The sequence below is a fragment of the Mycolicibacterium litorale genome (genome assembly GCF_010731695.1).
Taxonomy (GTDB): domain Bacteria; phylum Actinomycetota; class Actinomycetes; order Mycobacteriales; family Mycobacteriaceae; genus Mycobacterium; species Mycobacterium litorale.
On sequence record NZ_AP022586.1, the window covers coordinates 4,784,939 to 4,807,034 of the forward strand.

Consider the following 22,096-nt stretch of genomic DNA (forward strand, 5'->3'; position numbering starts at 1 on the left):
GGCAACTCAGTTCGTCGCTTGTGGTGGGGGTTGGAAGGGTGTGTACCACCACCAGTCGGCGCGTTCTCCGCTGGGTCCGCGGTAGGGCGGCACTGTGGGTGGGGGTAGGTTGGGTGGGCGGGCCAGCGATCCGGATCGGAGTTGTCGGCCGGTGCTGTCGGTGACGGTCAGCTGTGATGCGGGTCCGGTGATGGTGATGATGCCGCGGTGGTGCAGTCGGTGATGGTAGGGGCAGAGCAGCACGAGGTTGTCCAGGTCGGTGGGCCCGCCGTCTTCCCAGTGCACGATGTGGTGGGCGTGCAGACCACGGGTGGCCTCACAGCCGGGCATCGCGCAGGTGCGGTGGCGGTGTTCGAGCGCGCGCCGCAGTCGGCGGTTGACCAGGCGGGTGGTGCGCCCGGAGCCGATGACGGCTCCGTCGCGTTCGAACCACACCTCGGCGGTGGCGTCACAGCCCAGGTAGCGGCGGTCGGCGTCCGAGAGCAGCGGCCCCACATGCAGGGCGGCGATGCGGTCCTTGACATCGACATGCACGACGACGGTGGTGCGGTGGCTGTGGGGGCGGCGGGTGGCCTCGGCGTCCCAGCCGGCCTCGACCAGGGCGTTGAAGGCATCGATGCGGGTGGGCATCGGTGGCCGGTTCACGGCCGGGCTGTCGCCGTGGTCGCGTTTCCACTGCGCGATCAGCCCGTCGTGGTGGGACTGCAGCGCGGCCTCGAATGCTGCGCCTTCGATATGGGGCAGTGTGATGGTCCAGCAGGTGAATTCGTCGTCGGTGGTCGTGGTGATCGACCCGCGCGTCTCCGGCTCGGGCTCGGGTTCGGGCTCGGGTTCGGGCTCGGGTTCGGGCTCGGGTTCGGGCTCGGGTTCGTCGTCGGCGTCGGGGTCGGGTGCTGGTTCGGGTTCGGGTTTTGGTTCGAGTTTGATCGCGGTGCGTAGCTGGCTGACCGAGGCGTTGGCGGCGAGTTCGGCGTAGTGGTCATCAGAGCCTGGGCTGGCGGCGTCGGCGATGGCCCCGACTTGGTCGAGTGAGAGCCGCCCTGCGCGCAGGTCTGCCACGCAGCGGGGGAACTCGGCGATCCGCTGGGCGATGGTGGCGACGGTTTTCGCATTCGTGGGGGACACTCCGGTTTTCCATGCCACCAATGCGGCGATGGAGCGGGCACCGGTGGCGCCCCATAGTTCGTCACCGTCGATCTCGGCCACGATTTCCACGATGCGCCCGTCGATGGCGTTGCGCTGACCGGTCAGCTCCGCGAGTTCCTCGAAGCGCGCCTCGAGCCGCGCAGCGCGGGGCGCGCTGGGGACGAAAGATGGTGCGCTCGAAGACATGCCACCATCATGGCAGCGGGGTCTGACAAATCTCGGCCCGCAGCCCTACGGCTGGATGCGGATCTCACCCGGCTTCCACAGCCCGCTGTGCGTCGCGGTGCCCAGGTCGATCTTCGCCGGTTCGGCGTCGACGATCGTGTCGAAGCGGCGCAGCGAACCCCAGTCCTGGCCCCAGTCCTGCGACAGGTAGGTCGACATCACCGACGCCCGCAGCAGCAGGTCGGTGATTCCCAGCAGGCCGCCGTTGAGGCCGTCCTGCCACGTGTCGGTGGACTGCAGCTTGGCGTAGTAGTCCGGTGAGATGCGGAACTTCGGCACCTCGGTGACCCCGTTGGCGTGCAGCATCGGCTGCTGGCAGGGAAAAGCCAACCCGACCGCCCAGTCCAGCAGCACGGGCTGCTCGGAGCCGACGTACTCCTGCACCGACCGAACCTCGGGGACGCGCGGCGGCGTCACCGCGATCCAGTCGCCCTGGCCCAGGTTCAGGTCTTCGGCGATCACCCGCACCGCGACGGCGTCGGCCGGGACCAGATCCCGCGGGTAGCGCAGGTTGCGCCACGACGGCGTCGGGCCGATGTCGTAGGGGTCGACGCGGCCCGCGGGCACCGGCGCCCCGTCGGGGCCGCGGCGGGCGTATTCCAGCGCGACGGTCTGCCCGTCGGTGAATCCTTCGGCGACACTGCGTCCGGCGATCGTCCCTGCGGCGGTGATGGTCACCAACGGGTGGGCGTCGTCCGGAGCGGGCAGTTCGTACCAGGCCGAGGCCAGCCGGCTCTCCTGTTGCACGCCAGACGAATACGTTCCCGCGACGGGAACGCGGGCCGGATCCAGCCCGTAGGGCAGCGGCACCGTGGACCCGTTCACGCCGGGGCGCGACAGCTTCTCGGGCCGGTTCCAGTCGTAGTCGGTGCCGGGCTGCGGGTTGTTCAGCCGGATCGCCTCGGCGATGATCCGCTCCGGAACGCCGTTGGGGGAGAAGCCGACCGGATCGGTTCCGCCGAGCGGCCCCAGCGGACCGTAATTGCCGGGCAGCGGCCGCAGGAAGCCCGCGTTGGAGTCGGGTTCGACGAGCACGTCGTCGGCCAGGCCGCAGCCGCCGGCGAACGCCCGGATGTTGGCCCACCCGTTGGAGTAGGTGGGGTACTGGCGCACCACACCGACGGCCATCGACGCCACGAACACCACGACCATGAACCCCGCAGCGATGGGAAGCGGTGCGGCCGTGAGCTTGTCGACGATGCGTGATTCGCCGCGCTGGGTGAGGTGCAGCCAGAACGCCCACACTGCGGCGACGGCGAACAGCGCGAAGAACACCGCGCTGACGGTCACGCCGCCCAGTTGGGGGACCGAGGTGTTGAACGGCACCCCGAAGTTCGAGACGTACCACCAGCCGTTGGTCGACGCGAAGCACAGCGCCAGCACGAACAGCAGCGCCGCCAGGAACGCCATCCGGTTGCGCGCCGAACGCAGCACCGCCGGTGACACCAGCACCGTCGTCAGCGCCGCCATGGCCCCGCCCACCGCCGCGAACAGCCCGAAGTGGTGGATCCACTTCGTGGGGGTGAACATCAGGAAGAAGATCGTCGCGAAGATGACGCCCATCAGCCGCCAGGCCGGACCGCGTGCCACCCCGGCAACGCGCTTGCGTCGCAACATCATGAACAGCGACGGGAACAGGCACAGCGCGGCGAACAGGAACGCCACGCGCCGCGAGATCGCCGCGTCGGTGGTCGGCAGGATCAGGTAGTAGTAGCGAAGGACTTCGGTGTACCACTCCTGGCTGGGGCCGATCGCGGTGCGAATCCTGGTGGCTTCCAGCACTGTTGCGAGTGTCTGGTCGGCGAACACCACGGCCAGCACGACGGTGCCCGCGGCGAGCAGCGGTGCGATCAATGGCCAGGTGCCGACGATCTGCCTGCGCCGCATCAGGATTCGCAGGATCGGCCGGCCGCCTGCCACCAGCGCGGCCACCGCGATCAGGCCCGTGGGCTGGATGCCGAGTGTGAACGCGGCGCTGATGATCGCGAGCGCGGCGGGGGTGAGCCGGCCCGAGGTGATGGCCCGCTCGATGAGGACGTAGGTGATCAGCGCACCCGTGGCGATCTGGCCCTCCGGCCGCAGCCCGTTGTTGAACGCCATCCACGAGGCCAGCAGCACCAGCCCTGCCGACCACAATGCAGCGCGGCTGCCCATCACGGCGGGCCCGAGCCGGGGCAGTACTTCGCGGCTCAGCAGCAGCCAGCAGATCAGCGAGCAGATCAGGTCGGGCAGCCGGATCCAGATGCTGGCGTCGCTGACGTGGGTCATCAGCGCCAGCAGGTTGTAGTACCAGCCGAACGGGTCTTCGGGGCTGCCGAACCAGCGGAAGTAGTTCGACATGTAGCCGGCGTGGTCGGCCACCCGCGCCATGCCGAGGATGTAGCCGTCGTCCGACGAGTTGGCGCCGATGACGTACCAGACCAGGAATCCGGCGACCACCACCAGGTCGACCGGGCTGAAGGTGCGCCAGCGGGTCGGGATGACGTGGTGCATGCGCCGGCCGTCGAGGCGGTCCAGCCGCCACAGCGCGAGCAGCGCGATGACGGTCGAGATGATCGCCAGCAGGATCGCGGTCAGCTTCAGCGCCGTCGGCTGCGTGGTGAACCGAGTGTCGATGGTCGCCGAGAACGACAGCCCCGGCGGTGCGGGCCCGGTGAGATCGGTGAACACGCCGACGATCGCGGGCCTCAGGTTCGGGTCGGGGTAGCCGGTGCGCTGCGGTGACCCGTCGGCCTTGCGCAGTCCGACGAAGTCGGCGAACGTGCCGTCCTGCGACGAGGTGATGTCGATGCGGTCGCAGCCCGGGCTACCGGTGACCCGGTTCCGGTTGACGCTGGCGACCACGACGTTGCGGACGATGACGTCGACGCGGGTGCGCGTGACGTTGACGAGCATCGCGTTCAGCGCGGCGTCGCGGCCCTCGGCCGGTGCGGTGCCCAGCACCAGGCCGCCGTCGCGGGGCATGGTGCGGATGACCTCACACGGCACGGTCGCGGTCAGGCTCACCGGCGCCTGGGAGATCAGCGGTGCGGTGACGTTGGCGAACTGGCCCTGCTGCGGCCAGTTCAGCGTCGCGGTGGTCTGGGTGACCGGCAGCAGCGGCGTCGCCACCGCCATGACGAAGCCGAGCAGCCCGGCGATCGTGGCGACCCAGCGCGCGATCTTCACATCCCTACCGGCCGGCCGCGTCGGGGCGGCCGCGGTGTCGTCCGGCGCCACGGCCGTACTCACGGCTTGACCTGATGCGCCGTTCACGGCTTGACCTGATGTGCCGTTCACGGCGTCGCCCGATGTGCCGTTCACGGCAGTGCCCTGATCGGTCCGCCCCGGCTCCACCCGAACACTCGTTTCGATCCTTCCTCGATGACGGCGTCGGGCGCCTCGTCACGCGGCACAACCCGGATATAGCGTTCGATCGAACCCCAGTCCCGATACCAGTCGTCGCGCAGGTAGGTCGGGATCGTCGCGGTCCGCAGCAGCGCCTGGATGAACAGGAACGGGCCGCCGTCCTCCGCGGACTGCCACTGATTCGACGACGCGACCACCTGCTTGAAGTTCGGCAGGATCCGGTACTCCGGCAGTTCGGCCACCCCGAGGTGTTCGGTGAACGGCCGCTGGCATGGGAAGTTGGCGGCGGTGGCGATGTCCATCAGCACCGGCGTCTGCGAGCCGAGGAAGCTGCTGGCGGTCTCGAGCACCGGCACCCGCGGCGGGGTGAACGCGAACCACTGGTCTTCCGACAGGTTCGGGTCGTCGGCGACGATGCGGGCCACGTTGGCCTCCGGCGGCGCCCACGACAGCGGGAACCGCAGGTTGCGCCACGCCTTCTGCTGCACGATGTCGATCGGCTGCACCTCGTCGAGGGCCTGGTACGAGCCGTCGGGCCGGTGCACGCCCCACTGCAGTTTGAGCGACTGGCCGTAGTTGAACGAGCCGTCCTCCTCGTAGTACCAGATGGCCCCGGCGGCGGCGACGGTCACCAGCGGCCGGTCGGGGGTCCGGGGTGGCAGCTGGTACCACGCCGACGTCGCCTCGGCGGCGACGGTGTTCTCGTCGAAGCTGCCCATCACCGGGGTGCGGTCGGGGTCGAGCCCGAACGGCAGGAACACCCGCGACCCGTTGACACCCTCGGGGCCGTAGCCGCCGCCGGTGCCTGCCGCGTAGCCGACGCCGATGTTCGGTTTGTCGACGGGCCCGTCGGAGTTCACCGTGCCCGGGTTGGCGGCGACGGGTTCGGCGGGTTCGAGGGTGTCGCTTACCCCGTTGGGGGTGAAGCCGACGGGGTCCTCGCCGCCGAGCGGGCCGTACTCGCCGAAGCGCTGCCCCGGAACGGGTTGCAGCATGCCGGCATTGGTGTCGGCCTCGACGAGCACCTCGTCGGCCATCGCGCAGCTGTCGGCGGACAGTCCCGACCGCAGCGCGGCCGCGTTGGCGGCGCCGATCGTGTAGACGGGGTAGCGGCCGACGGTGGCCTTGACCATCGAGCCGAGTTCGAGCACCACCATGATGACGGCGACGACGAGCAGCGGCGTCGATGCGAGCGCGCGGTTGCGGCCGGTGTCGGCGACCTCGGTGTGCCCGGCGTAGTCCATGCGGAAGTGCAGCCAGCCGGCCAGCACGCCGCAGGCGATGGCCAGCACCAGGAAGATCGTGGTGACCGGGTAGCCGACGATGACCGGTTGCTTGTCGAACCACGGCACCCCGTAGTTGCCGACGTAGAACCAGCCGTTGATCCCGGAGGTCGACCACGCGAGCACGAACAGCAGCGCGGTCACGTAGAGCGCCAGGTTCCGGCGGCTGTTGACCCCGACCCGGGCGAACGCGAACGCGGTGACGGCGCCCAGGGCGCCCGCCAGGCCGGCGAACGCCCCGAACTGCACCGCCCATTTCGTGGGGGTGAGGGTCAGCAGCAGCAGCCCGACGGCGGTGGTGCCGGCCAGCCGCCACACCGGGCCGCTGAAGGTGCCGGGCAGCCGTCCGCGGCGCAACAGCAGCACGATGAGCCCGAACAGGCACAGCAGCAGGATGAAGACCGAGAAGCGGCGGGTCAGCGAGCCGTCCACGCTGTCCTCGACCGTGAGGAAGTAGTACCGCAGGAACTCCTGGTACCAGGGCAGCGTCGGTCCGACGACGTATTTGATGCGCACCGATTCGGCGACGGTGGCCAGGGTCTGATCGCGGAAGATCAGGACGAACACCAGCGACGCCGCGGCCAGCAGCGGCGCGATCGAGGACAGCAGCCCGTCGACGGGGCGGCGGGCGGAGACGTTGCTGGCGATGCCGCGCGCGCCCACGAGCAGCGGGGCCAGCGCGATCAGACCCTGCGGCGCGAGCGTCACCGAGAACATCGCGATCACGACGGCGACCGCGGCGGGCCACAGCCGGCGGGTGCCGATGGTCCGTTCGACCAGCATCCACACCGCGATCACCGCGAACGCGATGAGCGGTTCGGGCCGCAGGCCGTTGTTGAACGGCAGCCAGGCCGCCAGGAACACCGCGCCTGCGGTCCACACCGCGACCCGGTTGGCGGCCAGGCGCCTGCCGAGCCGGGGGATCACGCACCGGCTGATGATCAGCCACGTCGCGATCGCCGCCGCTGTGGCGGGGATGCGCATCCACACGCCGGCGGTGCTGATCGACGCGAGGTGCGACAGCACGCTCTGGTACCAGTCGAACGGGGCTTCCGACGCCCCGAAGTAGCGGAAGTAGTTGGTGGTGTAGCCGGCGTCGCCCGCCACTCGCGCGATCGTCAGGTTGTAGCCGTCGTCCGACGACTGCGCGCCGACCACGTGCCACACCAGCAGCCCGCCGACCACGCCGATGTCGGCCAGCCACGTCGACAGGCCGACCCGCCGCAGCCGCCGCCAGCCGCGCGGGATGCTGCGGCCGACGCGGCGGTCGAGCAGGGCCAGCGCGATGATCGAGCCCAGCACGCACAGCACGCCCAGCGTCATCACCGCGAGCTTGAGCAGTGTGGGGCTGGTGATGAACCGGGTGTCGACGTCGATGCGGGCGGAAAGGCGGGGTTCCGATGTCGCCGCCGGGGCGGCTCCGGGCTGCGACGCCACCTCCAGGTCGGTGAACACCCCGGCGACCTGCGGGCGCTTCTCGGGGGCGAGCGTGCCTGCCGCCCCGGGGATGCCGACGAAGTCGGCGCCCACCGCGCCGACGGTGGCCCAGATGCGCAGTTCGCTGCAGGCGCCCGCGGCGATCGCGGCACGCGGGGCGACCGCGGCGACCGAATCGCGGAACGCCACGACGACGTCGTCGGTGTTGGCGCGCACGAAGAGTCCGTTGCGGCCCGCGGCGATGCCGCCGGGCGGGATGGTCGAGAACACCAGGCCGCCGTCGGCGGGCATGGTGGCCATCACCTGGCAGGGGATCGTCACGTCCAGCGACAGCGGCGCACCGGACACCAGCGGCGCGGTCAGGTCACCGACGAACCCGTCCGCGGCGGGGGCCTGCGGCCACACGATGGTGGCGGTGGTCTGCTTGACCGGCAGCAGCGGGGCCAACGCGCACAGCACGATGCCCGCCAAGCCCGCGATGACAGCGATCAGGCGGATGGAACGGTGTGCGGGCACGAGCGTCGATGGTAGGCGAAGGTCCTAATGACGCAGCGGCGCCGGGCTCCACAGGCCGCTACGCGTTGTGGAACCGAGATCCAGCCGTGCCGGTTCGGCGTCCCGGTAGAACGGCGTGAGCTGCTGTAAGGCGCCCCAGTCGCGGAACCAGTCGTGGTCGAGGTACGTCGGCAGGGTGGTCGGCCGCACCAGCAGTTCAGTGATGCCGAGCGGGCCGCCGCCGAGGTAGTCCATCACCGGCGAGTTGGCCTCCGCGCCGAACCGGTCCGGCATGATCCGCCACTTGGGCACCTCGATGACGCCGTCGCGGTGGTCGAACGGCCGCTGGCAGGGGAACGCCAGGCCGACCAGCCAGTCCAGCAGCACCGGATCCTGCGACCCGACCACCTCCTGCAGCGTCCGCAGTTCGGCGATGCGGGGCGGGGTCAGGGCGATCCAGTGCTCCGGGCTCAGGTCGTCGTCGCCGGCGACCAGCCGGATGCGGGTGGCGTCGGCGGGGATCGCCGACAGCGGCAACCGCAGGTTGCGCCATGCCGGGGAGGCCCCGACGTCGCCCAGGCCGACGCTGCCGCCCGGCTCCGAATCGGCGCCGCCGTCGTCGGTGGCCCACTGCACCACGACCTCGCCGGGATCGAAGCGGCCCGCCGCCGACACCACCAGCAGCGGTCCGGCGGAGTCCCGGTCGGGCAGCCGGTACCAGGCCGAGCGCAGGCTGGCCGGCGCCTGGGTGCCGCTGCGCCAGCTGCCCAGCACCGGGGTGCGGGCGGGGTTGAGGTTGAACGGCAGCCGGGCGCGGGAGCCGTTGACGCCCGCGCGGGCGGTCGTGCCGCCCTCGGTGCCGGCCTCGCCACCGGTCTCGGTGTCGCCGTCGGTGTCGGCGAAGTTCGTCGCCCCCGGCTGGTCCATCACGGCGTCGGCGGAGACGTCGGACGGGATGCCGTTGGGGCTGAACCCCTGTGCGGTTGCGGCGCCGAGCGCGGCGCCGACGGGAACCCCGATCGGCGCCAGGAATCCGGCGTTGGGGTCCTGTTCGACCAGCACGTCTTCGGCCAGCCCGCACGTCTTGCCGGTCAGCGCCTCCAGGTTGGACCGTCCGACCGTCCACGCCGGGTACTGGCTGACCATCGCCACCGTCAGCGACACCACCTCGAACATCACGACCAGCCACGCGGCGATCGCCAGCGGGGACTGCACGATGCGGCGCCACCGCCAGCGGCCGTCGTCGGCGGGGGAGGTGTCGCGGCCCGAGAAGTGGAACCACGCCGCCAGCAGCAGCGTCAGCACCGACAGTCCGAGCAGCATCGTGGTGAACCCGAACTTGTACTCGGGGAACGAGTTCGACCACGGCACCCCGAAGTTGGAGACGTACCACCAGCCGTTGACGGTCGCGAACGACAGCGCGGCGACGAACAGCACGGTGGCCGCGAACATGGCGCGGTTGCGGCGCGACCGCATCGCGGCGGCCAGCACGGCGACGGCGGCCAGTGCGCCCAGCGATCCGGCGAGCCCGGCGAACACCCCGAAGTGGTGGGTCCACTTGGTGGGGGTGAACATCATGACCAGGAACGAGATGATCGTGATGCCGATGATGCGGCGACTCGGGCCGGCCGCGGTGCCGGGGATGCGGCCCTTGCGCAGCGTCATCGCCACGGAGACGGCGAGCGCGAGCAGCAGCGTCAGCACCGCGAAGCGCCGCGCCACCGACCCGTCGGGGCTGGTGGTGAACAGCCGTGAGTAGCGGATGTGCTCGTCGAACCAGCTCAGGCTCGGCCCGACCGCGCTCTTGAAGCTGCTGGCCTGCAGTTCGCCGACCAGGGTCTGGTCCCGGAAGATCAGGATCGCGGTGACGGTGCCCGCGGCGAGGATCGGCGCGAGCAGCGCCAGGTAGCCGAACCGCGAGGTGTGCCGGGCGACGATGGTCTTGAGCGGGCCGACGGCGACCAGCAGCGCGCCGACGGCGGCGATGCCGGTGGGCCCGGAGAACAGGGTGAGCGCGCCGATGATGATCGCGATCGCGACCGGTAGCAGCCGGCTGGTCGCCACCCCGCGTTCCACCGAGCACCAGGTCAGCAGGATGCCCAGCGCGATGATCGGCTCGGGGCGCAGGCCGTTGTTCAGCGGCAGCCAGAACGCCAGGAACATGCCGGCGGCCGTCCACGCCGCCGCGCGGTTCACCTTCACCGCGTGGCCGAGGCGCGGGATCACCTCGCGGCTGATCACCCACCAGCAGGCCAGCGCCATCAGCAGGGTCGGCAGCCGCATCCACACGCTGGCGGTGCTGACGTTCGACCACAGCGCGAGCAGGTCGTAGTACCAGCCGAACGGCGCTTCGGGGGTGCCGAACCAGCGGTAGTAGTTGGCCATGTAGCCGGCGTGTTCGGACACCCGGGCCATGGTCAGGATGTAGCCGTCGTCGGCGGTGTTGGCGCCGACGAAGTGCCACCACACCAGCACCGCGGTGACCACACCGTCCAGCGGCGTCATGGACCACCAGCGCGACGGCAGGAACCGGCGGTGGCGCATCCCGTCGTCGGTGTCGAGGACGTGCAGCGCGCCCAGCGCGATGACGGTCAGCGCTACACCGGCGAACATCACCAGCAGTTTGAGCAGGGTGGGGGTGCTGCTGTAGCGCGAGTCGACGGTCGCGGAGAACTGCAGGCCGGGCGGCGCGGGTCCGGACAGGTCGGTGAAGACGCCGACGATCTGCGGGCGGAAGTCGTAGCCGCTGCGTTCGCCGCGCAGCGGTTCACCGGGGGCTTCTCCCGGTTCCACGTCGTCCGGCCCCTTCACCAGCCCGACGAATTCGCCGGTCACCTTGTCGGCGTGGGCGGTGAACACGAAGCGCTCGCACTGCTGGCTGAGCACCTCGGTCAGCGGCGCGCTGACCACCGGGGTGTTGCGGACGATGACCAGCAGGTCGTTGCCCACCCGCTCGATCAGCAGACCGCGGTCGACGGCCTTGGGGGCCTGTTTGGGGACCGTGGACAGCAGCACGGTGCGCCCGGCGTTGGCCGGTCCGGCCAGTCCGGCGGCCACCTGACACGGCACCGTGATGGTGAGGTCGGTGGCGACGTAGCCGATCAGGGGTGCGTCGACGCTGCGCAGCACGCCGCTCTGCGGCCAGTTCAGTTCGGCCGTCGTCTGTTTCACCGGTAGCAGCGGGGTTGCCAGCGCCATCGCCGCGCCGAGCAAGCCGGCGACGATCGCGATGAGGCGCGCCGTCCGATGGTTGCTCCCGACCGCAACCCCAGGTTTCACGGGCCTAGATGTTAACGGCCGTGGCTGGGTGTCAGCCATCGACCGGTTGCCTGATCGCGAGGACGAACGGGCCGATGTCGGAGACCGCGAAGCGCGGGTCGTCGAACAGCGCCGCGTCGAGCTTCACCTGGTAGCGCCGCACGTTCGGGTGGTTGGGGTAGACGTCGGAGGCCAGCCGCAGCGTGTAGGTGTCCTCGCTGCCACGGCGCATCAGGAACACCGTGGGCGGGTCCCACGGCAGGTTGTCCAGCGCCGTCACGAACTGGTCTGCGTCGGCGAGGGTCTGCCAGCTCTCGATGGCTTTGGCCCGCGCGTCGAACTGGGCGAGCGGGTTGGCGTAGTGCGACGTCAGGCCCTGGAACCCGTAGTACGGGTAGTAGGACAGGAAGCTGTAGTCGGCGGTCAGCACGATCGTTTCGTTGCGCGGGCGGCCGGTGGCCTCGAGGATCGCCGCGTCCACCTCGCGGTAGTAGCGCTCGGCACCGGGCGGCCGGCGGTCGGCGCGCTGGCCGTAGCCGTCGGTGTCGGTGTAGGCGACGGCGATGTCCGGGCGCAGCACGTCGGGGATGTCCTGGGCGAACGTGAGCGCACCGATCGTGCCGATGGCGCCTGCGGCATCCAGCAGTCGCCGGCTGGAGAAGCTGTCGGCCAGGCCGCGGGCGGCCTCGACGAAACCGAAGACCCCGGCCGCGGACAGCAGGATCACCAGCGTCGGCTGCAGCCGGAACGACAGCAGCGTGGTGCCCGCGAGCGTGGTGAGCATCGACAGCAGCGACCAGGCGTAGACCGCGAGGACCGCGATGGCCAGGGCGCCGGCCGTCTGCTCTTCGCGCAAGCGCTCATCGCCGGCCCGGGTGGAGGTGCGGGCGCGCACGACCAGCCAGATCGTCCCGACCAGACACAGCGCGCCGAGCAGCGTGAAGCTCAGCATGGGGAACGACAGTTGCGCACCGTCGGCGGGCAGGTAGTGCTGGGCGGTGCCGGTGTCGGCGGGGGTGCCGCGCATCGCGGCCAGCAGGTACGGCGCCCACCCGATCAGCGCGATCGCGCCGGAGATGAAGGCGATGACGAGCAGGCGCAGCAGCGGTTCCCACGCCCGCCGGGCGATCGCGACGGTGGCCGCCATGATCACCAGCGTGAACGCGGCGTAGCCCAGCAGCAGCGTGTAGAAGAGCGCGGCCACGCCGAGGAACATCCCGACGCCGACGATCGCAGCCCACCCGCCGTTGCGGTTCGAGCCCCGCAACCCCGACCACGCCAGCACGAACACCGGGGGCAGCAGCACCGCGATGATCGCGGCATACGGTTCGGCCGGCGAGTAGGCCAGCATCACCGCGGTGGTGGCGGTGGTGACGATGAGCGCATAGCGGAAGCGGATCATCGCCGTCCACAACACGTACGCGAGCACGACGGCGATGGCGATCGAGATGATCGCCCACGGTTTGAACATCTCCCACGCGGGGGTTCCGGTCAGCGCGGCGAGGCGGCCGCCGAGCCAGAACCATCCGGGCGGATAGAACGGCGGCAGCCCGTAGTAGGTCATGTCGTGCAACGCGGCGGTGTCGGCGAACCGCGTCAGGTACTCGGTGCGGAACTGCTGGTCGACCGAGATGCCGAACAGGTAGAGCTTGGTGGCCCCCAGCGGCATCGCGAGCGTCACCACGACGAACGCGGACAGGAACACCGCCGACGCGGCGTGCGCCACCAGGTGCCGTCCGCGCTGGTGGATCCAGGCTGCCGCGAACAACCCTGCCAGACAGGCGAATTGGCCGACCGTGGTCAGCGCGTGCAGTTGGTTCGACGAGTTGTACGCCGGCCATTCGACCCGCGCGATCGCCGCCAGTGAGACGACCGCGACGGCGGCGGCGAGCAGGGCCGCCACGACCATCCGGCCCGCGACTCTCATCGGGGCGGTCAGCGAGTTGGTGGCCACCGGTTAGATGGGCAGCTTGCGGAAGATGGGGCGCGGAATGTGGCGCAGCACCATCATCACGTAGCGGAACGCGCCCGGCGCCCAGACCAGATCCTTGCCCTTGGCCGACGCGGTGACCGCCAACTCGGCGACGTACTCCTTGTCGACGGTCAGCGGCGCTTCTTTGACGTGTGCGCTCATCCGCGTCCGCACCTGGCCGGGGCGGATGACGAGGACGTGAACCCCGTACTCGCGCAGCGCTTCTCCGAGGCCGAGGTAGAACCCGTCGAGTCCGGCCTTGGTCGAGCCGTAGACGAAGTTCGACCGCCGCACCCGCTCGCCGGCGGCCGAGCTCATCGCGATGATCTGGCCGAACCCCTGTTCGCGCATCTTCTCGCCGAGCAGGACGCCCACCGAAACCGCTGCGGTGTAGTTGATCTCGGCGATCTGCACGGCTTTGCGCTGGTTCTGCCACAGCTCCTCGGCGTCGCCGAGCAGACCGAACGCGACAATCGCCACGTCGATGTCGCGCGCTCCGGCTTCGCTCGCGCGGTCGATCACGTCGGGATGGCTGGCGGTGTCCCTCGCGTCGAAGTCGATGACCTCGACGGATTTCGCACCGGCGCTGCGCATCTGCGCGACGGCGGCGTCGCGGCCGGGATCGTCGGGCAGCGCGGCCAGCACGATGCGGGCGGGTGCGTCGCGCAGATAGCGCTCGCAGATCGCCAGGCCGATCTCGGAGGTTCCGCCGAGCAGCAGGATGGTCTGGGGATTACCCACGGCGTCGATCACCATTCAGAGCAGCTCCAAACGTCGGGCCATGTCCGAGGCGAACACCCCGTCGGGATCGACCCGGCGGCGCACGGCGATCCACTCGTCGATGCGCGGATACATGGCGTGGAAGGTGTCGGCGGTGGTGCGGGAGTCCTTGGCGGTGTAGAGGCGGCCACCGAACTGCAGCACCCGGTGATCGAGTCCGCTGACGAACTCGCCGAGTCCCGGTTTGATCGGGAAGTCGACGCAGACGTTCCACCCCGGGATCGGAAAGCTCAGCGGCGCTTTGTTTCCCGGCCCGAAGAGCTTGAACACGTTGAGGAACGAGTAGTGCCCCGACCGCTGGATGTCGACGATGATGGCCTTGAACTCGTCGACGGCCTCGGTGGGCACCACGAACTGGTACTGCAGGAATCCGTCGCTGCCGTAGGCGCGGTTCCACTCCCCGAACATGTCGAGCGGGTGGTAGAACTGCGTCAGGTTCTGGACCTTGCCGCGGTAGGTGCCCGACTTGCGGTACCAGAGTTCGCCGATCGGCCCGAACGTCCACTTGTTGGCCAGTCCGTTGGGGAACAGGTCCGGGAACGTGAGCAGTTGCGGCGCATCGAATTTCAGCGGATTGCGCTGCAGCTTCTTCGGCAACTGGTCGAGGGTGGCCAGCGAGCCGCGGGAGATGGCGGCGCGGCCCAGTTTCGGAGGCGGGCTGATCGCGTCGAACCAGGCGCTGGAGTAGGTGTAGTTCGCCTCGCTGCCGTCGCTGTGGAAGGCGATGGTCTCGTCGAGGTCGGCGGTGACGTCGCCGTCGGCGATGAAGTACGCGGTCTCCGTCGGCGTCATCGCGATCGTGGCGCGCAGGATGATCCCGGTCAGCCCGTTGCCCCCGACCGTCGCCCAGAACAGGTCGGCGTCCTTGCCGCGCGGTTTGAGCGTGCGCACGGTGCCGTCCGCGGTGAGCAGGTCCATCGAGCGGACGTGGTTGCCGAAGCTGCCCGCGCTGTGGTGGTTCTTGCCGTGGATGTCGCAGGCGATCGCACCGCCGACGGTGACCTGCCGGGTGCCGGGCAGCACCGGAACCCACAGTCCCAGCGGCAGCGCCGCGCGCATCAGCTGGTCGAGGTTGACGCCGGCGTCGACGTCGACGAGGTGGGTGTCGCTGTCCATCGTGTGGATGCGGTTGAGCGCCGTCATGTCGACGACGAGGCCGCCGCCGTTCTGGGCGTTGTCCCCGTAGGACCGGCCGAGTCCGCGGGCGATGATCCCTCGCTGCGGATCGTCGGCGACCCGCGCGACCGCCTTGGCGATCTCCTCGGGGTCGGGCGTCGACAACACCTGGGCCACGGTGGGCGCGGTGCGGGCCCAACCGGTGAGCCGCCGGGTCGTGGTCTGCAACATCGTGACGAGGGTACCGCCCCTACTGCGGACTCCTATTCATCCCCGAGTCGTCCCGCTCCTGCCAACCGGAAGATCACCGTGCGCTGCACGACGAAGTTGATCACCGTCGCCGTGCCCTGCGCGATCACGAAAGCCACCGGCACCCGCCACGGCTTCTCCTCCCACGCCGTGAAGAAGACGTAGTTCAGGCCCACCTGCGCGGCGTAGGTGGTGGCGTACAGCGCGCACACCGCGAGGAACCGGGCCCGGCTCGGCGGCGCCTGGAAGGTCCAGCGCCGGTTGATCAGGTAGGCGGTGGTGGTACCGGCGATGAAGCTCAGCGTCTTGGCGATGTTGACGTGCAGACCGACCTCGAGCAACAGCACATATAGGCCGAAATCGACGATCGCGGAGAAGCCGCCGGTGAGCAGGAACCGCCACGCCTGCGTGGTCAGCGACAGCTGGGGCGACATGGGGGGCTCGGCCACCCCGGCAGCTTATGCGGTGCCGCGCTCAGCGCAGCGCAGCCTCCAGCACCCCGCAGAGCGCCTCGACGGCCGGGGCGAAGGCGTGCTCGGCGGGTGCGCCGAATCCGACGATGACGCCGTCGGGGTCGGCGACGTCCGGTCCGGCGGCGGGGTGGCGCATCACGGACAGGCCGATCAGGGCGACGCCGGCGTTGCCCGCCCGCTGCAGCACCTCGTGTTCGGCGCCGTCGGGCAGCGTGAGCAGGAGGTTGAGTCCCGCGGAGAGTCCGCGGACGCCGACGTCGAACGGGGCGAGTGCGTCGACGAGCCGGTCGCGCCTGCGCCGGTAACGCATCCGCATCCGGCGGATGTGGCGGTCGTACCGGCCGCTGGTGATGAAGTCCGCCATGGTCAGCTGCGCGAGCGAGTCGACGAAGAACTGGTTGCCGCCCGCCGCGGCGACCACGGGTTCGACGAGGTCGTCGGGCAGCGCCATCCAGCCCAGCCGCAGCGCCGGCGCCAGGCTCTTGCTGGCCGACCCGAGGTAGATCACCCGGTCGGGGGCGAGGCTCTGCATGGCGCCGACGGGTTGGCGGTCGTAGCGGAACTCGCCGTCGTAGTCGTCTTCGAGGACGTAGGCGCCGCGGCGCTGTGCCCATTCCGCGGTGGCGGTGCGACGGGTGGGGTGCAGCGGCATGCCGTGCGGGTTGTGGTGGGCCGGGGTGAGCAGGGCGGCGGCCACGTCATGGTTGTCGAGGTCGCTGATCACCGCGCCGTGCTCGTCGAGACCGATGGGCACCGTCGACGCCCCCAGCGCGCTGATCGCGTCGCGGAAGATGAACAGGCCGTAGGCCTCCACGGCGATCGGCCGCTGCGGGCCGAACACCCGGGTGAGCAGTTCGACCGCGTGCCGCACGCCCGCGCAGATGACGATGGTCTCGGGGGAGGTGCGCACGCCGCGCACCCGGCCGAGATAGTCGGCGAGCGCCTCGCGCAGTTCGCGTCGACCCCGCGGATCGCCCATCCACAGCGCCTCGTTGGGGGCGTCGGTCAGCGCGCGGCGGGCCGAGGCCAGCCAGGCGCTGCGCGGGAACTCCGACACGTCGGGGGATCCGGGCATCAGGTTGTGCCGTGCGGTCGTGCGCACTCCGCGCGGCCGGGCCGCCCGCTGCTGCGCGCCGGCGTTCACCACCCAGGTACCCGCGCCCTGGCGTGACGCCAGCCAGCCCTCGGCGACGAGTTCGGCGTAGCACTCGGCCACGGTGTTGCGGGCGACGCCGAGGTCGGCGGCCAGCGTGCGTGACGGCGGCAGCGTGGTGCCGGGGGTGAGGCGGCCCGAGCGCACCGCGTCGCGCAGCGCGTTGACGAGCAGTTCCCGCACTCCGCGGGCGCCGGGGCGGATCACCTCGCGCAGGTCGAGGTGCAGATCGCGCGCGCCCGAATTGGCCCACGAAGTCATGCATGAATTGAACCATCTGCGTGGGTTTTTCCGGGCTACGGTTCGAGGTATGACACAGACACTGGACACCGGGACCACCGACCGCATCAAGATGTTCAAAGCCTCACCGGAGCTCTACGGCGCGATGATGACGCTGTCGGAGGCGTCCGCCAAGGACGTCGACCCGATCATCGGCGAGCTGGTGAAGATCCGCGCCTCACAGATCAACCGCTGCGCGTTCTGCCTCGACATGCACACGCGCGACGCCCGCGCCCACGGCGAGACCGAACAGCGGCTCGCGCTGGTGGCGGCGTGGGAGGAGGCGGGCGACCTGTTCACTGAGCGTGAGCGCGCCGCGCTCGCGCTGGCCGAGGCCGTCACCGAGGTGGCGACGCGCGGGCCGGTCAGCGACGAGGTGTATCAGCGGGCCGCGGAGGTCTTCACCGACCGCGAGCTCGGCCAGGTGATCGCGATGGCGGTGACGATCAACGCGTGGAACCGGATCAACCTCGCCGCGCCGCAGCCGATCCCGCGCCGCTGAACGCAATACCGTCATTGGTGTGCAGACCCGGTCCGGTGCGGAGATCACCTTCGACGGTGAGGTGGTCTGCAAACTGCACCGGGCCGGCACCGATCCCCGGGCGCTGCGGACGCGGTTGACCCTTGCCGGCCGGTTGCGCGGCACCGTGCTCGCGCCGTTGACCGTCGTGCCGGAGCCGGTCGGCTCCCGGTGGCGGACCCGGTGGCCGCGGGTGGACGTCGTGGTGCCGCAGCCTGACCGGCTGCCGTGGGCCGAGGCCGGCGCACTGCTCGCACGGCTGCATGCTCACCCGGTCGACGCGCGGTTGCCGCACGGCTGGCCGGCCCGGTTGCGGCGCGCCGTCGAGCAGCTGCGGACCGCGGGCGCTGCGGCGGAGCCGGTGCGGCGGGCGGCGGCGGGGCTGCCGCCCGCGGTGTGGCGGGCCGGCTCGCCGGAGCGGCCGCGCACGGTCGTGCACGGCGACTTCCACCTCGGTCAGCTCGGACGGCGCGACGACGGGCCGTGGCTGCTCATCGACGTCGACGACCTCGGGGTCGGCGATCCGGCGTGGGATCTCGCGCGGCCGGCGGGCTTCTGGGCGGCCGGACACATCCCCGACGCCGACTGGGCGGCGTTCCTCGACGCGTACCGGCAGGCCGGCGGCGCGGCGCTCATCGCCGCAGCCGCCGACCCGTGGCCGGTGCTCGAACCGTTCGCCCGGGCGGCGGTGGTGGTCGCGGCCGCCCATCACCCGGACGACGAGCTGCTCGTCGAGGCGTGCGCGCGGATGGCCTAGCTGGAGAAGAACAGCCGTCCGAAGCCCTGCTTGCGGTAGTGCTTGTTGCCGCGTTGGCCCCAGCCCGGACCGTATCCGTAACCCGTCCCGTAGCCGCCCTGCGCTGGTGGCGGCGGGGCGGCCTGGACGAACCGGTTCTCCATCTGGGTCAGCGCCTCGAGCTCACCGAAATCGAGGAAGATGCCGCGGCAGCTGTCGCACTGCTCCAGATGGATGCCGTTGCGCTCGTAGGTCTTCATGTTCCCCGAGCACTTCGGACAGCGCAGCGTGTGGCTGCCGCCCGGGTTGGGAGACGTCGGCGGTTGATATGGCGGGATGCTCATATCGCGATAACGCTAGATGATCCTGGGAAGTGCCTGTGAGCTTTCGCGGACCGTCATACCCAGTACGGCACTCGAGCCCGGTACTGCTTCATGGCCAGCGCCGCCATCGTCCACCCGATGACCGTCAAGACGATCACCACGACCCAGTGCCGCAGCTCCTGGTCGGCGCCCAGCAGCGGAGCCCGCACGATGTCGAGGTAGTGCAGCAGCGGGTTGAGTTCGACGATCTTGGCCCACTGCCCGGCGCCCTGAGCCTGCAGCGTCGCCTCGTTCCAGATGATCGGCGTCATGAAGAACAGCAGCTGCACCACACTGTTGAGCAGCGGCCCGATGTCGCGGTAGCGGGTCGCGAGGATGCCGAAGCACAGCGACACCCACACGCAGTTCAGCATGATCAGCGCGAGCGCCGGGATCACCGCCAGATCGGTCCAGCTCCATGGTTTCGGATAGATGACCGCGATGATGACGAAGATGATGATGTTGTGCGCGAACAGGATCATCTGCCGCCACACCAGCCGGTAGACGTGCACCGACAGCGGTGTCGGTAGCTGTTTGATCAGGCCCTCGTTGGCGATGAAGACTTCGGCGCCTTCCAGGATCGACGCGTTGATCAGGTTCCAGACGATCAGGCCCATCGTCACGTACGGAAGGTGTTCGGACAGTTCGAGTTTGAACAGCTTCGAGTACAGCAACCCCATGGCGACCGCGGTGGCGCCGGTGGCGATGGTGATCCAGAACGGGCCGAGCACCGAACGGCGGTAACGCTGTTTGATGTCCTGCCAGCCCAGGTGCAGCCACAGTTCCCGCTTGCCGAACCCCTCCCGGAGGTCACGCCAGGCCCGCGCCATCGTCTTCGACTGCGCTGAAGCGTCAACGAACGTCACGTGCCCGGCCTCCCGAACTTCTCTTCCCGACCGAGACGGCGCAACCGGATCCACTCCCGGAGCGCGGCGGGATCGCGCTGGGACACCAGGAAGTACCAGCCGAACCGCACCCACTCCTGTGGCAGCAGCTTGCGCAGACCCGGCTGCGCCAGCAGGTATCCGCGGTTGCGATAGGTGAAGAAGCGTTTGGTGGCGTCGTCGGGATACTGCGTGTGCATCCGCCCGCCGAGGATCGGCTTGAATTCGTCGCTGCCGCACGGGTGGACGTAGGTCGCCTCCAGGCAGGTCCCGAACGGCAGACCCGAACGCACCAGGCGGCGGTGCAGTTCCACCTCGTCACCCCGGACGAACAGCCGCAGATCCGGCACCCCAACGGCCTCGATCGTCGACGCGCGGAACAGGGCGCCGTTGAACAGCGAGGCGATACCCGGCAGCAGGTCGCCGTCGCCGAGCTCGTCGACGCGGCGCCGCCACGCCAGCCCGCGCCGCAGCGGGAATGCCAGGCGGGCCGGGTCGTCGATGTCGCACACCATCGGCGACACCTCCGCGAGCCCGTGGCGCTCAGCGCAGTCGAGCAGCACACCGAGTACCGAGTGATCCAGCGGCCGTCCGTCGTCGTCGGCCAGCCACACCCAGTCCGCGCCGGCGGCCAGGGCGTGCAGCATGCCGAGCGCGAATCCGCCCGCGCCGCCGAGGTTGCGGCGCGACCCCAGATAGGTCGACGGGATCGGCTGGCCGGCGACCAGGTCACGCACCAGGGGGTCGTCGTCGTTGTCGACCACGATCAGCCCGTCGGGCCGACGGGTCTGCGCGCACAGCGCGTCGAGCGACCGCGCCAGTGATTCCGGACGCCGGTGGGTGACGACGACCGCGTGGACCGTTTCGGTCATCGGGCCGGCTCGTCGGTGGACCAGTCCCCGCGGTGTTCGTCGAGCACTTCCCGCACGTGCCGGGCCGCGTCCTCACCCTCGTAGGCGCGCACGACGTCCTCGATACCGCCCGCCATCTTGATGGTGCCGTGGTCGATCCACATCGCGGTCTTGCACAGCCGGGCGAGGAACTCGTTGGAGTGGCTGGCGAACACCAGGATCCCGGACCGTTCGACCAGCTTCTGCAGCCGCGTCTGGGCCTTCTTCAGGAAGTCGGCGTCGACGGCCCCGATGCCCTCGTCGAGCAGCAGGATCTCCGGGTCGATGCTCGTGACCACGCCCATCGCCAGCCGCACCCGCATACCGGTCGAGTAGGTGCGCAGCGGCATCGACAGGTACTCGCCGAGCTCGGTGAACTCGGCGATCTCGTCCACCTTGGCCAGCATCTGCTTGCGGGTCTGGCCGAGGAACAGCCCGCGGATGATGATGTTCTCGAAGCCGGAGATCTCCGGGTCCATCCCCACACCGAGGTCGAACACCGGCGCGACCCGGCCGGTCACCGTGGCCGAGCCGCGGGTCGGCTCGTAGATGCCCGACAGCAGCCGCAGCAGCGTCGACTTGCCCGCACCGTTGTGTCCGACCAGCCCGACGCGGTCGCCGAGTTCCAGCGACATCGTGATGTCGCGGAGTGCCTCGATGACCACGACGTTGGACTCGTTGCGTCCGATCGCGCCGCCGGCCTTGCCGAGGAACGCCTTCTTCAGCGAGCGGGTCTTGGCGTCGAAGATGGGGAATTCGACCCAGGCGTCCCGGGTCTCGATACGAGGAACCGCCACCGGTGCCCTAGAGGTACTGCCCGGTGCCGGGGTGCGCGGGCCCGCCGCGCTGACCCTGGACCCCGATGCCCGGGGGCAACGCGCCCTGTCGCATCTGTTCGAGCTGGGCCCTGGCGGCCATCTGCTGGGCGAACAGCGCGGTCTGGATGCCGTGGAACAGGCCCTCGAGCCAGCCGACCAGCTGGGCCTGGGCGATACGCAGCTCGGCGTCCGAGGGCGTGCTGTCCTCGGTGAACGGCAGCGTCAGCCGTTCGAGCTCTTCGCGCAGTTCGGGCGCCAGACCCTCTTCGAGTTCGCGGATGCTGGTGTGGTGGATCTCGCGCAGCCGGTTGCGGCTGGCGTCGTCGAGGGGAGCCGCGCGCACCTCCTCGAGCAGCTGCTTGATCATGGTGCCGATCCGCATCACCTTCGCGGGCTGCTCGACCAGGTCGGTCAGCGACTTGCCGTCGCCGTCCTGCTCCTCGGCGCGGGCGTCGCCGCCGATGATCTCGATGTTGTCGTCGTCGTTGTTCAGCGTCATCTCTGTCGCATTCCCTCTTAAGGCTGTTCTACCGGTGTGACACTAGTCCGTCCGTGCCGGTGCGCCCGCACGCCACCGGCCGCGCGGGTTGCCGGTGGGTTCCCAGGCGAACAACGGCGTCGAACGTGGGCACCGGCCGGTTGCGGAGGTGACTGCCCGGCCCCCTCCACCGA

Annotated in this window: 16 protein-coding genes; 2 read left to right on the forward strand and 14 right to left on the reverse strand. The window is 70.1% G+C overall.

Annotated elements, in window-relative coordinates; translation table 11 throughout:
* Window positions 1-6: 6 nt before the first annotated feature.
* The 9 genes from G6N30_RS22825 to pdxR form a co-directional block, all read right to left on the reverse strand.
* Window positions 7-1,332 (reverse strand): HNH endonuclease signature motif containing protein, encoded by a 1,326-nt coding sequence (locus G6N30_RS22825; protein ID WP_134057201.1) that lies wholly within the window; start codon window positions 1,330-1,332, stop codon window positions 7-9.
* A gap of 45 nt (window positions 1,333-1,377) precedes the next feature.
* Window positions 1,378-4,590 (reverse strand): arabinosyltransferase domain-containing protein, encoded by a 3,213-nt coding sequence (locus tag G6N30_RS22830; protein ID WP_407664762.1) that lies wholly within the window; start codon window positions 4,588-4,590, stop codon window positions 1,378-1,380.
* 80 nt (window positions 4,591-4,670) lie between these two features.
* The gene (locus tag G6N30_RS22835; RefSeq protein WP_134057199.1) at window positions 4,671-7,955 is read right to left on the reverse strand and encodes an arabinosyltransferase domain-containing protein; all 3,285 of its coding nucleotides are present in this window, start codon (window positions 7,953-7,955) and stop codon (window positions 4,671-4,673) included.
* Between the two features lie 24 nt (window positions 7,956-7,979).
* Entirely contained in the window at window positions 7,980-11,252 is a 3,273-nt protein-coding gene (locus tag G6N30_RS22840; protein WP_134057197.1) for an arabinosyltransferase domain-containing protein, read from the reverse strand.
* Window positions 11,245-13,119: a galactan 5-O-arabinofuranosyltransferase gene (locus G6N30_RS22845; protein ID WP_197906181.1), complete on the reverse strand. Its 1,875-nt coding sequence runs from the start codon at window positions 13,117-13,119 to the stop codon at window positions 11,245-11,247. The genes G6N30_RS22840 and G6N30_RS22845 overlap by 8 nt, the downstream gene beginning before the upstream one ends.
* Window positions 13,120-13,149: 30 nt before the next feature.
* Entirely contained in the window at window positions 13,150-13,920 is a 771-nt protein-coding gene (locus tag G6N30_RS22850; RefSeq protein WP_134057195.1) for a decaprenylphospho-beta-D-erythro-pentofuranosid-2-ulose 2-reductase, read from the reverse strand.
* Complete coding sequence (locus G6N30_RS22855) at window positions 13,921-15,291, reverse strand: decaprenylphosphoryl-beta-D-ribose oxidase (protein WP_134057193.1); 1,371 nt, start codon at window positions 15,289-15,291, stop codon at window positions 13,921-13,923. It abuts the gene before it with no gap.
* A gap of 32 nt (window positions 15,292-15,323) precedes the next feature.
* Window positions 15,324-15,743 carry a GtrA family protein gene (locus G6N30_RS22860; protein ID WP_134057569.1) on the reverse strand — a complete coding sequence of 140 codons (420 nt, stop codon included), beginning with the start codon at window positions 15,741-15,743 and terminating at the stop codon, window positions 15,324-15,326.
* A 40-nt stretch (window positions 15,744-15,783) separates the two neighbouring features.
* Window positions 15,784-17,196 (reverse strand): MocR-like pyridoxine biosynthesis transcription factor PdxR, encoded by a 1,413-nt coding sequence (gene pdxR / locus G6N30_RS22865; RefSeq protein WP_163687750.1) that lies wholly within the window; start codon window positions 17,194-17,196, stop codon window positions 15,784-15,786.
* A 49-nt stretch (window positions 17,197-17,245) separates the two neighbouring features.
* Between pdxR and G6N30_RS22870 the strand changes: the two genes are divergently transcribed.
* Window positions 17,246-17,716 (forward strand): carboxymuconolactone decarboxylase family protein, encoded by a 471-nt coding sequence (locus G6N30_RS22870; protein ID WP_134057191.1) that lies wholly within the window; start codon window positions 17,246-17,248, stop codon window positions 17,714-17,716.
* Window positions 17,717-17,735: 19 nt separating this feature from the next.
* Entirely contained in the window at window positions 17,736-18,491 is a 756-nt protein-coding gene (locus tag G6N30_RS22875; RefSeq protein ID WP_134057189.1) for a phosphotransferase enzyme family protein, read from the forward strand.
* Here the strand turns inward: G6N30_RS22875 and G6N30_RS22880 are convergent.
* Genes G6N30_RS22880 through G6N30_RS22900 form a run of 5 tightly spaced genes read right to left on the reverse strand, consistent with a single transcriptional unit; the run spans window position 18,488 to window position 21,923 of the window.
* Complete coding sequence (locus G6N30_RS22880; protein WP_134057187.1) at window positions 18,488-18,814, reverse strand: TFIIB-type zinc ribbon-containing protein; 327 nt, start codon at window positions 18,812-18,814, stop codon at window positions 18,488-18,490. The genes G6N30_RS22875 and G6N30_RS22880 overlap by 4 nt on opposite strands.
* A 53-nt stretch (window positions 18,815-18,867) precedes the next feature.
* The gene (wzm, locus tag G6N30_RS22885) at window positions 18,868-19,698 is read right to left on the reverse strand and encodes a galactan export ABC transporter permease subunit Wzm/RfbD (RefSeq protein WP_134057185.1); all 831 of its coding nucleotides are present in this window, start codon (window positions 19,696-19,698) and stop codon (window positions 18,868-18,870) included.
* The gene (gene glfT1, locus G6N30_RS22890) at window positions 19,695-20,588 is read right to left on the reverse strand and encodes a galactofuranosyltransferase GlfT1 (protein WP_134057183.1); all 894 of its coding nucleotides are present in this window, start codon (window positions 20,586-20,588) and stop codon (window positions 19,695-19,697) included. The genes wzm and glfT1 overlap by 4 nt, the downstream gene beginning before the upstream one ends.
* The gene (wzt, locus tag G6N30_RS22895) at window positions 20,585-21,403 is read right to left on the reverse strand and encodes a galactan export ABC transporter ATP-binding subunit Wzt/RfbE (RefSeq protein ID WP_134057181.1); all 819 of its coding nucleotides are present in this window, start codon (window positions 21,401-21,403) and stop codon (window positions 20,585-20,587) included. Before wzt ends, glfT1 begins: the two co-directional genes overlap by 4 nt.
* A gap of 7 nt (window positions 21,404-21,410) precedes the next feature.
* Window positions 21,411-21,923 carry a bacterial proteasome activator family protein gene (locus tag G6N30_RS22900; RefSeq protein ID WP_134057179.1) on the reverse strand — a complete coding sequence of 171 codons (513 nt, stop codon included), beginning with the start codon at window positions 21,921-21,923 and terminating at the stop codon, window positions 21,411-21,413.
* Window positions 21,924-22,096: the final 173 nt, after the last annotated feature.

Excerpts from the sequence above, each read along its gene's own strand:
- G6N30_RS22845 (WP_197906181.1), bottom strand. The coding sequence starts at position 13,119 with ATGAGAGTCGCGGGCCGGATGGTCGTGGCGGCCCTGCTCGCCGCCGCC.
- G6N30_RS22825 (WP_134057201.1), bottom strand. The coding sequence starts at position 1,332 with ATGTCTTCGAGCGCACCATCTTTCGTCCCCAGCGCGCCCCGCGCTGCG.
- G6N30_RS22840 (WP_134057197.1), bottom strand. The coding sequence starts at position 11,252 with ATGGCTGACACCCAGCCACGGCCGTTAACATCTAGGCCCGTGAAACCT.
- pdxR (WP_163687750.1), bottom strand. The coding sequence starts at position 17,196 with ATGACTTCGTGGGCCAATTCGGGCGCGCGCGATCTGCACCTCGACCTG.
- G6N30_RS22850 (WP_134057195.1), bottom strand. The coding sequence starts at position 13,920 with ATGGTGATCGACGCCGTGGGTAATCCCCAGACCATCCTGCTGCTCGGC.
- glfT1 (WP_134057183.1), bottom strand. The coding sequence starts at position 20,588 with ATGACCGAAACGGTCCACGCGGTCGTCGTCACCCACCGGCGTCCGGAA.
- G6N30_RS22855 (WP_134057193.1), bottom strand. The coding sequence starts at position 15,291 with ATGTTGCAGACCACGACCCGGCGGCTCACCGGTTGGGCCCGCACCGCG.
- G6N30_RS22900 (WP_134057179.1), bottom strand. The coding sequence starts at position 21,923 with ATGACGCTGAACAACGACGACGACAACATCGAGATCATCGGCGGCGAC.
- G6N30_RS22870 (WP_134057191.1), top strand. The coding sequence starts at position 17,246 with ATGACACAGACACTGGACACCGGGACCACCGACCGCATCAAGATGTTC.
- G6N30_RS22880 (WP_134057187.1), bottom strand. The coding sequence starts at position 18,814 with ATGAGCATCCCGCCATATCAACCGCCGACGTCTCCCAACCCGGGCGGC.
- G6N30_RS22860 (WP_134057569.1), bottom strand. The coding sequence starts at position 15,743 with ATGTCGCCCCAGCTGTCGCTGACCACGCAGGCGTGGCGGTTCCTGCTC.